Consider the following 12,335-nt stretch of genomic DNA (forward strand, 5'->3'; position numbering starts at 1 on the left):
TCAACAGCCCCCGATTGTCTCCCATGCGCCGATCCGGCGAACTCGCCCGCCCCTCTTTTGCGCCTGCCTCGCCCGCCGGCACCGCCGCGCCGCGCTCCGACTGGAGCACGCTGGCCCGGCTGTTCCCCTACCTGTGGCAGTACAAATGGCGCGCCATCGCGGCCTTGCTGTTCATGGTCGGCGCCAAGATGGCCAACGTCGGCGTGCCGCTGCTGCTCAAGCGCCTGGTCGACGCGATGAGCTTCAAGCCCGGCGAAGTGCAGGCCGTGCTGGTGGTGCCGCTGGCGCTGCTGATCGCGTACGGGCTCTTGCGCCTGTCCACCTCGCTGTTCACCGAACTGCGCGAACTGGTCTTTGCCAAGGCCACCGAGGGCGCGGCGCGCACCATCTCGCTCGAAGTGTTCCGCCATCTGCATGCCCTGAGCCTGCGCTTTCACCTGGAGCGCCAGACCGGCGGCATGTCGCGCGACATCGAGCGCGGCTCGCGCGGCGTGCACTCGCTGATCTCGTATTCGCTGTACAGCATCATCCCGACCCTGATCGAGGTGACCATGGTGCTGACCTTGCTGGCCGTCAAGTTCGACATCTGGTTTGCCTGGATCACCGCCATTGCGCTGGTGTTTTATATCGGCTTCACCGTCACGGTGACCGAGTGGCGAACCCAGTTCCGCAAGGAGATGAACGAGCTCGACTCGCGCGCGAACAGCCGCGCCATCGACTCGCTCCTGAATTACGAAACCGTCAAGTACTTCAACAACGAAGAGTTCGAGGCCCGGCGCTATGACGAAAACCTGCGCCGCTACCGCCTGGCCGCGCTCAAGAGCCAGCGCACCCTGAGCCTGCTCAATGCCGGCCAGCAGACGATCATCGCCATCGGCCTGGTGGTCATGCTGTGGCGCGCCACCGAGGGCGTGGTCGCCGGGCACCTCACGCTGGGCGACCTGGTCATGATCAACGCCTTCATGATCCAGCTCTACATTCCGCTGGGTTTCCTGGGCGTGCTGTACCGCGAGATCAAGCAGAGCCTGACCGACCTGGAGCGCATGTTCCATCTGATGGAGAAGGAGCGCGAGATCGCCGACGTGCCCGGTGCGCAGCCCCTCCGCATCGAGGGCACGCCCGAGGTGCGCTTCGAGGACGTGAGCTTTGCCTACGAGGCCGCGCGCCCCATCCTGCACCACATCAGCTTCGTGATTCCGGCCGGCAAGACGGTGGCCGTAGTTGGCCCCTCGGGCGCCGGCAAGTCCACCCTGTCGCGTCTGCTGTACCGCTTTTACGATGTGCAGCAGGGCCGCATCACCATCGCCGGGCAGGACATCAAGCAGGTCACGCAGGCCAGCGTGCGCCAGGCCATCGGCATCGTGCCGCAGGACACCGTGCTGTTCAACGACACCATCGAATACAACATCGCCTACGGCAACCCGGGCGCCAGCCGCGCGGTGGTCGAGGCCGCGGCCCGCGCCGCCCACATCCACAACTTCATCAGCATCACGCCCGCCGGCTACGACACCATGGTGGGCGAGCGCGGCCTCAAGCTGTCGGGTGGCGAGAAACAGCGCGTGGCGATCGCCCGCACCCTGCTGAAGAACCCGCCGGTGCTGATCTTCGACGAGGCCACCTCGGCGCTCGACTCCGCCAACGAGCGCGCCATCCAGGCCGAGCTGCAAAGTGTCGCGCAAAACAAGACCACGCTGGTGATTGCGCACCGCCTCTCCACCGTGGTGGACGCGCATGAAATTCTGGTGATGGAGGCGGGGCGCATCATCGAGCGCGGCTCTCATGCCGAGCTGTTGGCGGCGAATGGGCGCTATGCGCAGATGTGGGCGTTGCAGCAGAGTTCGGAGTAGTTTGACATCGCTTTTGGTGTGAAATTGATAGCGCAACGTGTAGGTAAAGTATGGGCTGCAGGCCGAAAATGCTTGAGGTTCGCAGATTCAGCAAGACCGGGGACCTGCGCAACGATTGAGCCATGTGTCGTGGATGCTTCGCCAGTTAAACTGGATTTGCATTCCGTAGAACGTGAGAAGTCTTTTGAACTCAAGGCTCTGTGCCAAGAAGGTGCGGCGATAAGAGGTGTTCTGTTGGCCGGTTAAGTTCCGGAATTGATCACTAGATCACGTTCGACCACAAATTTCCTCTGGAGCGAGCATATGAACATCCTTTTTCTAGGGCCGGCAATAGCGGGTTGCAACGGACTCTATCTAGTTATCGCCGCACTTCTGCCTCTGGATTACGTGGTCTACTTTGGGCGATATGGAACAAAGATTGATTGGCTAGATACGCGTGCGGCTCGCCGAAGTGCTCTTCTTTCCGGGCTAGGTTGGCTGTTTGCCTCTCTCGTTGTTGGAGTACTTGTATGGGCACACAAGTAAGCGGCTTGAGTAGCTTCACTCAATGACTCCTTCCGCCCGCTCACAGCGTCCGAGTCCACTCACGCTCTCCGTGTCATGGCGGCGTCTAACCCGTCGTATATGGACACCCCCGAACGGCAAGAAACTGATCGATAGTTGAGCTTTGGGAGAAGCGCAGCATGTATGGTGGACGCCGCGCGCCAGAAGCTGATGACCATCGACCTGAACCTGCGAGACGAAACCTGAGCATGCCAGTAAAAACGCTGACGCTAAAGATCAAGGTCAAGCCAGGTGCGAAGGCTGAAAGTCTCGTCGCCACGGAAGATGGCACCTGGATAGCATCGGTGAAGGCGCAGCCGGTGGATGGCAAGGCCAACGCAGCGCTGGTGGCCCTCGTCGCGAGGCACTTTGCGGTCGCCCGCAGCGCAGTTCAGCTCAAGTCGGGCGCCGGCTCCCGGCTCAAGCTGGTCCAGGTGCAGGGGGTGCAAGACGGCGGTACGGAGGCGGCAAGCTCCGGCCGCCACTGACCCATGGCCCGGGGGGCACGCGCCCGACAGGCCTCTGCGGTTCGTGCGCGAGTATGAAACTGATAGCGCACTGCGAACGTCCTGTATGGGCTACAGGCCGAAAAGGCTTGAGATTTGCTGGCCCGGTCAGGCCTGACCCTTCTGCGGCGATCGGGTTGCCCCGTGGATGCCTGGCCGCGTAAACTGGTTTTTCTCGGAAAGGTGGGACGTTATGGATTTGAAACTCACGAACAAACTCGCGCTGGTGTCCGGCAGCACGGCCGGCATCGGCTACGCCATCGCCGCCGCCCTGGCGGGCGAAGGCGCCCAGGTGATTGTCAATGGGCGCTCGCAGGCGTCAGTGGATGGCGCCGTGTCGAAAATCAAGTCGGCCACGGGCGGCACGGTGCACGGATTTGCCGGCGATCTCGGCACGGCCGCCGCTGCCGAGGAGCTCGTGCGGCAGTACCCGAACATCGAAATCCTGGTCAACAACCTTGGCATTTTCGAGGCCACGCCTTTCGAAAAAATTCCCGATGCCGATTGGGTCCGGTTCTTCGAGGTCAATGTATTGAGTGGCGTGCGCCTGGCTCGTCTGTGCCTGCCCGCCATGCGGCGCGCGAACTGGGGGCGGATCATTTTTATTTCGAGCGAGAGCGCGGTGCAGATTCCCGTCGAGATGATTCACTACGGCATGACCAAGACCGCGCAACTGGCCGTCTCGCGCGGCCTGGCCGAATCGCTCGCCGGCACGGGCATCACGGTCAACAGCGTTCTGCCCGGCCCGACCCGGTCGCGCGGGGTTGGGGATTTTGTGGAAGCGCTGGCCAAGTCGGAGGGCAAGTCTTTCAGCGAGTTCGAGAAGGAGTTCTTCGACAAGGTGCGCCCGACCTCGCTCATCAAGCGTTTCGCGTCTCCGGACGAGGTCGCTTCTCTGGTGACCTACGTCGCGAGCCCGCTGGCATCGGCCACCACGGGCGCCGCCTTGCGCGTGGATGGCGGCGTGCTGAAGAGCGCGTTCTGAGCGGTGGACGGTTGCTGCCGATGTCCGGCTTCGATCGACCCCGCGCCGCATAATCCGCGCCATGGAAACCAAATGGCTTGAAGACTTTGTCAGCCTGGCCGAGACGCACAGTTTCAGCCGCTCCGCGCAATTGCGCCATGTCACGCAGCCGGCGTTTTCGCGCCGCATCCAGGCGCTCGAGGCCTGGGCCGGCACCGATCTGGTGGACCGCAGCTCGTACCCCACGCGCCTGACGCCGGCGGGCGAGACGCTGTACGACCAGGCGATGGAGATGCTGCAGGCGCTGCAAAGCACGCGCGCCATGCTGCGCGGGCACACCTCGGCGGGGCAGGACGTGATCGAGTTCGCCGTCCCGCACACGCTGGCCTTCACCTTTTTTCCGGCCTGGGTCACCAGCCTGCGCGAGAAGTTCGGTCCCATCAAGAGCCGGCTGATCGCGCTCAACGTGCACGATGCGGTGATGCGCCTGGTCGAGGGCAGCTGCGATGTGCTGATTGCCTACTACCACAGCTCGCAGCCGTTTCAGTTAGATGCCGCGCGCTACGAAATGGTGAGCCTGGGGCAGGAGGTGCTGTCGCCCTATGCCAAGCCCGATGCCGACGGCAGTGCGATGTTCAAGCTGCCGGGCCGCCCCAACCAGCCGCTGCCGTACCTGGGCTATGCGCCCGGCGCTTACCTTGGGCGGGTGGTGGACCTGATCCTCAAGCAGTCGGCCACCGCGGTGCACCTGGACCGGGTCTACGAAACCGACATGGCCGAGGGTCTCAAGGCGATGGCGGTGGAAGGGCACGGCATCGCCTTTTTGCCGCACAGCGCGGTCAAGAAAGAGGTGCGCGCGCGCAAGCTGGTGCCGGCCGTGATGCCGGGCGCGCAGGCGCTGGAGATGACCATGGACGTTCGGGCCTACCGGGAAAAGCCCGTGGGCAAGGAGGCGCCCAAGGGGACGGCGCAGGCCTTGTGGGCTTATCTGGCGTCGCAGGCAGCCGCCAAGTAGCATCTGGCTTATGTATAAAATTTTTGCATAACACCGCCCGCATTTAACATGGGCGTTTTTCCTGGATTTCCGCGTTTCAGGAGGGATTTACGGGTTATCCCGCAAGCCCGACTCTCTAGAATCTCGTCATATTCAGTTACCCGTTAACGCTTTTACCTCCAGGAGAGTTTTGTATGAAGAAGCATTTATTGGCCTTTGCCGTTGCGGCTGCTGCGGCCGTGGCCACCGGTGGCGCCTTCGCGCAGGCGACCGACACGCTGGCCAAGATCAAGGATCGAGGCGCCGTCAACCTGGGCGTGCGCGATTCCTCGGGCCTGGCCTACACGCTGGGCGGTGGCAAGTACGTGGGCTTTCACACTGAGATGGCCGAGCGCATCGTCGGCGACCTGAGCAAGGACCTGGGCAAGCCGCTGACGATCAACTATCAGGTCATCACGTCGCAGAACCGCATTCCGCTGATCCAGAACGGCACCATCGACTTCGAATGCGGCTCGACCACCAACAGCGCTGCACGCCAGAAGGATGTGGACTTTGCCTACACCACCTACGTCGAGGAAGTGCGCATGGCGGTCAACAAGAAGTCTGGCATCAAGTCGATCAAGGATCTGAACGGCAAGACCATCGCCACCACCACCGGCACCACCTCGGTCCAGACCTTGCGCAAGAACGAGCGCGCCCACGACATCGACTTCAAGACCGTGCAGGGCAAGGATCACGCCGACAGCTTCCTGCTGCTGGAGGCGGGCCGCGCCGACGCCTTCGTCATGGACGGCTCGATCCTGGCCGCCAACATCGCCAAGTCCAAGAACCCGAAGGACTTCGAGATCGTGGGCGAGGTGTTGTCGACCGAGCCGATTGCCTGCATGCTGCCCAAGGGCGATGCCAAGCTGAAGAAGGCCGTCGACGACAGCATCGTGCGCCAGATCAAGGACGGCTCGCTGGCCAAGCTGTACGACAAGTGGTTCATGCAGCCGATCCCGCCCAACAACGTGTCGCTGAACATGCCGGCTTCGGAGAGCACCAAGAACGCCTGGGCGCACCCCAACGACAAACCGATGGAAGACTACGGCAACAAGTAATCCCGTGTGTTGCTGAGTCCCGCAGCGCCCACTTGGCCTCCAGGTGGGCGTTATTGTTCGGTATAAAGCGAAAGCGTCAAGGCGCTTTTCCGCAGGAGGAGTCGAATGGCTATGGACTGGGTGGTGTTCTGCAAGGACACCCTGAGTGGCGATGTGGTGTCGGGCTGCCTCGGCCATGGCCGGGACATCACCTACCTCAACTGGCTGTTTACGGCTTGGGGCTGGACCGTGGCGGTGTCGCTCGCGGCGCTGACGGTGGCGCTGGTGGTGGGTTCCGCCATCGGCATGATCCGCACCTTGCCCGACAAACCCTGGCTGGTGCGGCTGGGCAACGCCTGGGTCGAGCTGTTTCGCAACATCCCGCTGCTGGTGCAGATCTTCCTGTGGTATTTCGTGGTCCCGGCGCTGATACCGCCCATGAAGGCGTTCCCGCCCTTCATCCTGGTGGTGCTGGCGCTGGGGCTCTTCACTTCGGCGCGCATTGCCGAGCAGGTTCGCGCCGGCATCCAGGCGCTGCCCAAGGGCCAGCGCTACGCGGGCATGGCGCTGGGCTTTACCACGCCGCAGACCTACCGCTACGTGCTGCTGCCCATGGCCTACCGCATCATCATTCCGCCGCTCACCAGCGAATCGATGAACATTTTCAAGAATTCGGCAGTGGCATTCGCGGTCTCCATCCCTGAACTGACGCAGTATGCCTTGCAGGTGGGCGAGGAGACGGCGCGCCCGATCGAGGTCTACATCGCGGTGACGGTGCTCTATGCGATTTCGGCGCTGGTCATCAACCGTGTCTTCGCCCATATCGAGAGGCGGGCGCGGGTGCCGGGCTTCGTGAGCTCCGGCACCGGAGCGGGGGGCCACTGAGATGAATCTGGACTTCTCGATCTTCAACTGGAACCTGATCCAGAACTTCATCCTCAAGGGTCTCTGGTTCAGTGTCATGCTGACGGTGCTTGCCACCGCTGGCGGCGTATTCTTCGGCACCGTGCTGGCGCTGATGCGCCTGTCGGGCCAGAAGTGGCTGGACGCGCCCGCCGCGCTGTACGTCAACGTCATGCGCTCGGTGCCGCTGGTGATGGTGATCCTGTGGTTCTTCCTGCTGGTGCCGCTGGTCATCGGGCGGCCCATCGGCGCGGAATACTCGGCCGTCGTGACCTTTACCGCCTTCGAGGCGGCCTACTTCAGCGAGATCATGCGCGCGGGCATCCAGTCAATCCCGCGCGGGCAGGTGTTTGCCGGCCAGGCGGTGGGCATGACCTACGGCCAGAACATGAAGCTGGTGATCCTGCCGCAAGCCATCCGCAACATGCTGCCGGTACTGCTCACGCAGACCATCATCCTGTTCCAGGACACCTCGCTGGTCTACGCCATCGGCGCCTACGATCTGCTCAAGGGCTTCGAGACCGCGGGCAAGACCTTCGGCCGCCCGATGGAAACCTACCTGATGGCCGCGGTGGTGTATTTCGTCATCTGCTTCTCGCTGTCGGCCATCGTCAAGCGCCTGCACAAGAAGATCGCCATCATTCGCTAATTTTTTGCCAGGACGCCGGAGAAGAAGATGATTGAACTCAAACATGTATCCAAGTGGTATGGCCCGGTGCAGGTGCTGACCGATTGCTCCATCAGCATCCAGAAGGGCGAGGTGGTGGTGGTGTGCGGCCCGTCGGGCTCGGGCAAGTCCACCCTGATCAAGACCATCAATGCGCTCGAGCCGTTCCAGAAAGGCGAGATCACGGTCGACGGCGTGGCCGTGCACGACCCCAAGACCAACCTGCCCAAGCTGCGTTCGCGCGTGGGCATGGTGTTCCAGCACTTCGAGCTGTTTCCGCACCTGTCGGTGACCGAGAACCTGACCATTGCGCAAATCAAGGTGATGGGGCGCAGCGCCGAGGAAGCCAAGGTGCGCGGCCTGAAGATGCTCGACCGCGTGGGCCTGATGGTGCACAAGGACAAGTTTCCGGGCCAGCTCTCGGGCGGCCAGCAGCAGCGCGTGGCGATCGCGCGCGCGCTCAGCATGGACCCGATCGTGATGCTGTTCGACGAGCCCACTTCGGCGCTCGACCCCGAGATGGTCGGTGAGGTGCTCGATGTGATGGTGGGCCTGGCCAACGAGGGCATGACCATGATGTGCGTGACGCACGAGATGGGTTTTGCGCGCAAGGTCAGCCACCGCGTGATCTTCATGGACGTGGGCGGCAAGATCCTGGAGGACTGCTCGAAGGACGAGTTCTTCAACCACCCCGAGAACCGCGCCCCGCGCACGCGCGATTTCCTCAATAAAATCCTTGCACACTGAACGGCATTGCCGCCTGGGCTAAGATGGCAAGATGCACGCCGCAATGACCTCCTGCCCCTGCGCTCCCGTTCGCCGGCGCCCTGCCTTGATGGCAGCGGCGGCGCAGGCGCGCGCCTTTGCGGCAACCCCGGTCGGCGAAATGCCCCAACCGGTTGCACACTCCCAAGCCCGGCGATCCCCCAGTATTTCATAGCGCTTCTCTGATCGTCCGGGCCCCGCCTCCAGCGCGGCTTGCCCGGATGCCTTGTTCCGGGTCTTAACGATTCAGGAGTGCAACATGTCTTCTCTCAAAACCGAATTCCGTACCGTGACCGAGCTCGATCACGTGCGTATCCACAGCCTGGTGCGCCGCCAGGGCGGTGTGCTGACCGGCGACATCGCCGAAGTCATTGACAACGCGGACCTGGTCCGCTCCCAGGAGATCCCCGCCAACGTGGTGACGATGTACTCGCAGGTGCTGGTGGCCGATGTGCACAGCGGCGAGCAGCGCACGTTGACGCTGTGCTACCCGGCCGACACCGACCCGACCGCGGGCTTCATCTCGGTGCTGTCGCCCGTGGGCAGCAGCCTGTTGGGCCTGCCAATCGGTGCGATTGCGAGCTGGACGGCGCCCGATGGCACGCGCGTGGCCGCCCAGGTGCTGGACATCCTGTTCCAGCCCGAGGCCAGCGGCGACTACGTGCTGTAAGGCGCGGCAGGCCGCGCGGGCGCGCGCAGGGATGCGAAAATCAGGCCCATGACCGACAACTTCATCAGCCTGACCCGCCCCGACGACTGGCACCTGCACGTGCGCGATGGCGATGCGCTGCGCACCGTGGTGCCGCACACGGCAAGGCAGTTTGGCCGGGCCATCATCATGCCCAACCTCAAGCCGCCGGTGACCACGGCGGCGCAGGCGCTGGCGTATCGCGAACGCATCCGCGCGGCCGTGCCGCAGGGTGTGCGCTTCGAGCCCCTGATGACGCTGTACCTGACCGACAAGCTGCCGCCCGACGAGATCGCGCGCGCGAAGGACGCCGGCGTGGTGGCCGTCAAGCTGTACCCGGCCGGCGCCACCACCAATAGCGACGCCGGTGTGACCGATGTGCGCAAGACCTACAAGACGCTGGAAGCCATGCAGCGCGCCGGCCTGCTGCTGCTGGTGCACGGCGAAGTCACGGCGCCCGAGATCGACCTGTTCGACCGCGAGGCCGTGTTCATCGAGCAGCAGCTGATTCCGCTGCGCCGCGATTTCCCCGAGCTCAAGATCGTGTTCGAGCACATCACCACGAAGGAAGCCGCGCAGTATGTGAACGAGGCGGACCGCTTCACCGGCGCCACCATCACGGCGCACCACCTGCTGTACAACCGCAACGCCCTCTTCACCGGCGGCATCCGCCCGCACTACTACTGCCTGCCGGTGCTCAAGCGCGAAACGCACCGCCAGGCGCTGCTGGCCGCGGCCACCTCGGGCAGTCCGAAGTTTTTTCTCGGCACCGACAGCGCGCCGCACCCGGCGCACCTGAAGGAACATGCCAGCGGCTGCGCCGGCTGCTACACCGCGCACGCGGCGATCGAGATGTATGCCGAAGCGTTTGATGGCGCGGGCGCGCTCGACAGGCTCGAAGGCTTCGCCAGCTTCCACGGCGCGGATTTCTATGGCCTGCCGCGCAACACGGACACGATCACACTGCGCCGCGAGTCGTGGACCCCGCCCGAGAGCTTTCCCTTTGGCGAGGCGCAGCTCAAGCCGCTGCGCTCGGGCGAAGCATTGCCGTGGCGCATGGTCTAGAGCCCCCACGCTTGCCACTGCGTGTGCTGCGCTGCCCCCCGAGGGGGCCGAACTTGCTCGGGGCGGCCCTTCGCGGCGTTCACGAGCCGCTCGATTGGCAGGCGCCCTGGCTCGACGTCTGGCGCGTGCCAGGGGAACGCGTGGCGCAGCGGGTTGCCGGTGGCATGGCGCTGCACGAAGCGCTCAATCGCGAGCCGGATAACGCCATTGCGTTTGTGCCGCAAGCCGATCTGCCGCCCGGTGAATCCTACGAACGCTATATTTTCAATAGCAAACAGTGTCCGACCCGCGAGGGCCTGCACGACTTTTTCAATGGGCTTTGCTGGATTCGCTTGCCGCAGACCAAGACGAAGCTGAACCAGTTGCAGGCGCTGGAGATTGAAAGGGCGGGCGTGCAGGCCGTGCGCGGGCCGGTGCGCGATGCGCTCACCCTGTTTGACGAGAACGCCGCATTTTTGCAGGCGCCGCCCGCGCTGTGGCAGGCCCTGATCGACAGGGACTGGCATCGCCTGTTCGTGCAGTTGCGGCCGCTGTGGGCGCAGGCCCGGCTGGTGCTGTTCGGCCACGCCTTGCTGGAAAAACTGGTTCAACCACGAAAAGCGGTGACAGCCCATGTCTACCTTGCACAGACAGCTATTCATTCAATAGCAGAGCTCGATGCCTGGGTGGCGGCCGACTTGAATGCGCCGAAGCTCGCGGCCAAACCCTTTGCGCCGCTGCCCGTGCTGGGCGTGCCCGGCTGGTGGCCGCCCAACGAAACGCCGGCCTTTTACGATGATCCCGAGGCCTTCCGTCCGCCCAGGTCTGCGGCACATTCGCCCGAATATCCGCAACTTTAGCGGGCATTGCGCGAGTGGGGCTTGATTTCTGCCCGCTCGCCCCTACCATTTGCGCCACCAGTCCCTTGTGACGGGCTGCATTTGAAGGACTTCATGAAGCGTATCTTTTTATTTGTATTGACCAATGTGGCCGTGGTCGCGGTGCTGGGCATCGTGGCCAGCCTGCTTGGCGTGAACCGCTACCTCACGGCCAACGGGCTGAATCTGGGCGCGCTGCTGGGCTTCGCGCTGGTCATGGGTTTTGGCGGCGCCATCATCTCGCTCTTGATCAGCAAGCCGGTGGCCAAGTGGAGCGCCGGCGTGCGCGTGATCGGGCAGCCGCAGTCGGCCGACGAGGCCTGGATCGTGGAGACCGTGCGCAAGCTCGCCACCCAGGCCGGCGTCGGCATGCCCGAAGTCGGCATCTTCGAGGGCGAGCCGAATGCGTTCGCCACCGGCGCCTTCAAGAACTCGGCGCTGGTCGCCGTCTCCACCGGCTTGCTTGCCGGCATGACGCGTGAAGAAATCGAGGCCGTGATCGGGCACGAGATATCGCACGTGGCCAACGGCGACATGGTGACGATGACGCTGATCCAGGGCGTGATGAACACCTTCGTGGTGTTCCTGAGCCGCGTCATCGGCTACGCGGTGGACAGCTTTTTGCGCAAGGGCGACGACCGCAATTCCGGTCCCGGCATCGGCTACTACATCTCCACCGTGGTGCTCGACATCGTGCTGGGTTTCGCGGCCGCCATCATCGTGGCCTGGTTCAGTCGCCAGCGCGAGTTTCGCGCCGATGCGGGCTCGGCCCGGCTGCTGGGCCGCCAGCCGATGATCAATGCGCTGGCACGGCTCGGCGGCATGCAGCCGGGTGCACTGCCCAAGAGCGTGGCGGCCATGGGCATTGCGGGCGGCGTGGGCCAGCTGTTCGCGACACATCCGCCGATCGAGGAACGCATTGCGGCGCTGCAAACCGCCGCTCAGGGCTGAACCACGGCACGCCGCGTGTCGCCGCGCGCCGCGCCGGCTTTACCGTCGGGACACAGTTTTTCGGTCAACGCTGCCTCGCTGCAGCCGTTGTTAGAGCATGAAGCAACCGGAGAACACCATGCCCTTGAATCAAATTTTCCGCGGCCAGCCGCGTGCCATGCCCGCACTGCTGGCGGCCGTCGCCGCCAGCTTGTGCCTGTCGGCCTGCGTCGTCGCGCCGCTGCCGGGACCGCCGCCGGCTCAGTACCAGGGTTACCAGGGCGAGCCCGAGGTGGTGGCGCCCGTGGCGCCGCCCGCACCGTATGCCGAGGCGATTACCGTAGCGCCGGCGCCCGGCTATATCTGGATTGGCGGCTTCTGGAGCTGGGGTGGCGGGCGCTACGCCTGGAATGCGGGACATTGGGAAAGGCCGCGCCCCGGCTATCGCTGGGCTCCGCGCAGCTGGGCCCAGGGGCCACACGGCTGGCACCAGCGCGGCGGCCGCTGGGAGCGTTGATGCGCCGCGC

13 protein-coding genes are annotated in these 12,335 nt (G+C 64.1%); all 13 read left to right on the plus strand.

Annotated elements, in window-relative coordinates; genetic code table 11:
• Window positions 1-23 precede the first annotated feature (23 nt).
• Window positions 24-1,847 (plus strand): ABCB family ABC transporter ATP-binding protein/permease, encoded by a 1,824-nt coding sequence (locus B0E49_RS18025; protein WP_077563930.1) that lies wholly within the window; start codon window positions 24-26, stop codon window positions 1,845-1,847.
• 752 nt (window positions 1,848-2,599) lie between these two features.
• Window positions 2,600-2,878, plus strand: coding sequence for a DUF167 domain-containing protein (locus B0E49_RS18030; RefSeq protein WP_077563932.1), 279 nt, complete (start codon window positions 2,600-2,602; stop codon window positions 2,876-2,878).
• A gap of 211 nt (window positions 2,879-3,089) precedes the next feature.
• Complete coding sequence (locus B0E49_RS18035) at window positions 3,090-3,881, plus strand: SDR family NAD(P)-dependent oxidoreductase (protein WP_077563934.1); 792 nt, start codon at window positions 3,090-3,092, stop codon at window positions 3,879-3,881.
• A gap of 61 nt (window positions 3,882-3,942) precedes the next feature.
• Complete coding sequence (locus B0E49_RS18040) at window positions 3,943-4,875, plus strand: LysR family transcriptional regulator (RefSeq protein WP_077563936.1); 933 nt, start codon at window positions 3,943-3,945, stop codon at window positions 4,873-4,875.
• 173 nt (window positions 4,876-5,048) lie between these two features.
• Window positions 5,049-5,954, plus strand: coding sequence for an amino acid ABC transporter substrate-binding protein (locus B0E49_RS18045; RefSeq protein WP_077563938.1), 906 nt, complete (start codon window positions 5,049-5,051; stop codon window positions 5,952-5,954).
• A gap of 105 nt (window positions 5,955-6,059) precedes the next feature.
• On the plus strand, window positions 6,060-6,818 hold the full coding sequence (locus B0E49_RS18050) for an amino acid ABC transporter permease (RefSeq protein WP_077563940.1): 759 nt from the start codon (window positions 6,060-6,062) through the stop codon (window positions 6,816-6,818).
• A 1-nt stretch (window position 6,819) separates the two neighbouring features.
• A complete protein-coding gene (locus B0E49_RS18055) occupies window positions 6,820-7,485 on the plus strand; it encodes an amino acid ABC transporter permease (protein ID WP_077563942.1) in 666 nt (221 codons plus the stop codon).
• A gap of 27 nt (window positions 7,486-7,512) precedes the next feature.
• The gene (locus tag B0E49_RS18060) at window positions 7,513-8,250 is read left to right on the plus strand and encodes an amino acid ABC transporter ATP-binding protein (protein ID WP_077563944.1); all 738 of its coding nucleotides are present in this window, start codon (window positions 7,513-7,515) and stop codon (window positions 8,248-8,250) included.
• 277 nt (window positions 8,251-8,527) lie between these two features.
• A complete protein-coding gene (locus B0E49_RS18065) occupies window positions 8,528-8,938 on the plus strand; it encodes a GreA/GreB family elongation factor (RefSeq protein WP_077563946.1) in 411 nt (136 codons plus the stop codon).
• Window positions 8,939-8,986: 48 nt separating this feature from the next.
• Window positions 8,987-10,021, plus strand: a complete 1,035-nt coding sequence (pyrC, locus tag B0E49_RS18070; RefSeq protein WP_077563948.1) for a dihydroorotase — start codon at window positions 8,987-8,989, stop codon at window positions 10,019-10,021.
• A 53-nt stretch (window positions 10,022-10,074) separates the two neighbouring features.
• Window positions 10,075-10,860 (plus strand): DUF3025 domain-containing protein, encoded by a 786-nt coding sequence (locus B0E49_RS18080; protein ID WP_286138103.1) that lies wholly within the window; start codon window positions 10,075-10,077, stop codon window positions 10,858-10,860.
• 93 nt (window positions 10,861-10,953) lie between these two features.
• The gene (gene htpX, locus B0E49_RS18085; RefSeq protein ID WP_077563954.1) at window positions 10,954-11,829 is read left to right on the plus strand and encodes a protease HtpX; all 876 of its coding nucleotides are present in this window, start codon (window positions 10,954-10,956) and stop codon (window positions 11,827-11,829) included.
• A 118-nt stretch (window positions 11,830-11,947) separates the two neighbouring features.
• Window positions 11,948-12,325, plus strand: a complete 378-nt coding sequence (locus B0E49_RS18090; protein ID WP_077564195.1) for a YXWGXW repeat-containing protein — start codon at window positions 11,948-11,950, stop codon at window positions 12,323-12,325.
• Window positions 12,326-12,335 lie beyond the last annotated feature (10 nt).

It is taken from the genome of Polaromonas sp. C04, from assembly GCF_002002705.1.
Classification (GTDB): domain Bacteria; phylum Pseudomonadota; class Gammaproteobacteria; order Burkholderiales; family Burkholderiaceae_C; genus Rhodoferax_A.

What these genes read in the sequence shown, in the direction of transcription:
- B0E49_RS18025 (WP_077563930.1), top strand. Translation starts at nt 24, where the DNA reads ATGCGCCGATCCGGCGAACTCGCCCGCCCCTCTTTTGCGCCTGCCTCG.
- B0E49_RS18030 (WP_077563932.1), top strand. Translation starts at nt 2,600, where the DNA reads ATGCCAGTAAAAACGCTGACGCTAAAGATCAAGGTCAAGCCAGGTGCG.
- B0E49_RS18035 (WP_077563934.1), top strand. Translation starts at nt 3,090, where the DNA reads ATGGATTTGAAACTCACGAACAAACTCGCGCTGGTGTCCGGCAGCACG.
- B0E49_RS18040 (WP_077563936.1), top strand. Translation starts at nt 3,943, where the DNA reads ATGGAAACCAAATGGCTTGAAGACTTTGTCAGCCTGGCCGAGACGCAC.
- B0E49_RS18045 (WP_077563938.1), top strand. Translation starts at nt 5,049, where the DNA reads ATGAAGAAGCATTTATTGGCCTTTGCCGTTGCGGCTGCTGCGGCCGTG.
- B0E49_RS18050 (WP_077563940.1), top strand. Translation starts at nt 6,060, where the DNA reads ATGGCTATGGACTGGGTGGTGTTCTGCAAGGACACCCTGAGTGGCGAT.
- B0E49_RS18055 (WP_077563942.1), top strand. Translation starts at nt 6,820, where the DNA reads ATGAATCTGGACTTCTCGATCTTCAACTGGAACCTGATCCAGAACTTC.
- B0E49_RS18060 (WP_077563944.1), top strand. Translation starts at nt 7,513, where the DNA reads ATGATTGAACTCAAACATGTATCCAAGTGGTATGGCCCGGTGCAGGTG.
- B0E49_RS18065 (WP_077563946.1), top strand. Translation starts at nt 8,528, where the DNA reads ATGTCTTCTCTCAAAACCGAATTCCGTACCGTGACCGAGCTCGATCAC.
- pyrC (WP_077563948.1), top strand. Translation starts at nt 8,987, where the DNA reads ATGACCGACAACTTCATCAGCCTGACCCGCCCCGACGACTGGCACCTG.
- htpX (WP_077563954.1), top strand. Translation starts at nt 10,954, where the DNA reads ATGAAGCGTATCTTTTTATTTGTATTGACCAATGTGGCCGTGGTCGCG.
- B0E49_RS18090 (WP_077564195.1), top strand. Translation starts at nt 11,948, where the DNA reads ATGCCCTTGAATCAAATTTTCCGCGGCCAGCCGCGTGCCATGCCCGCA.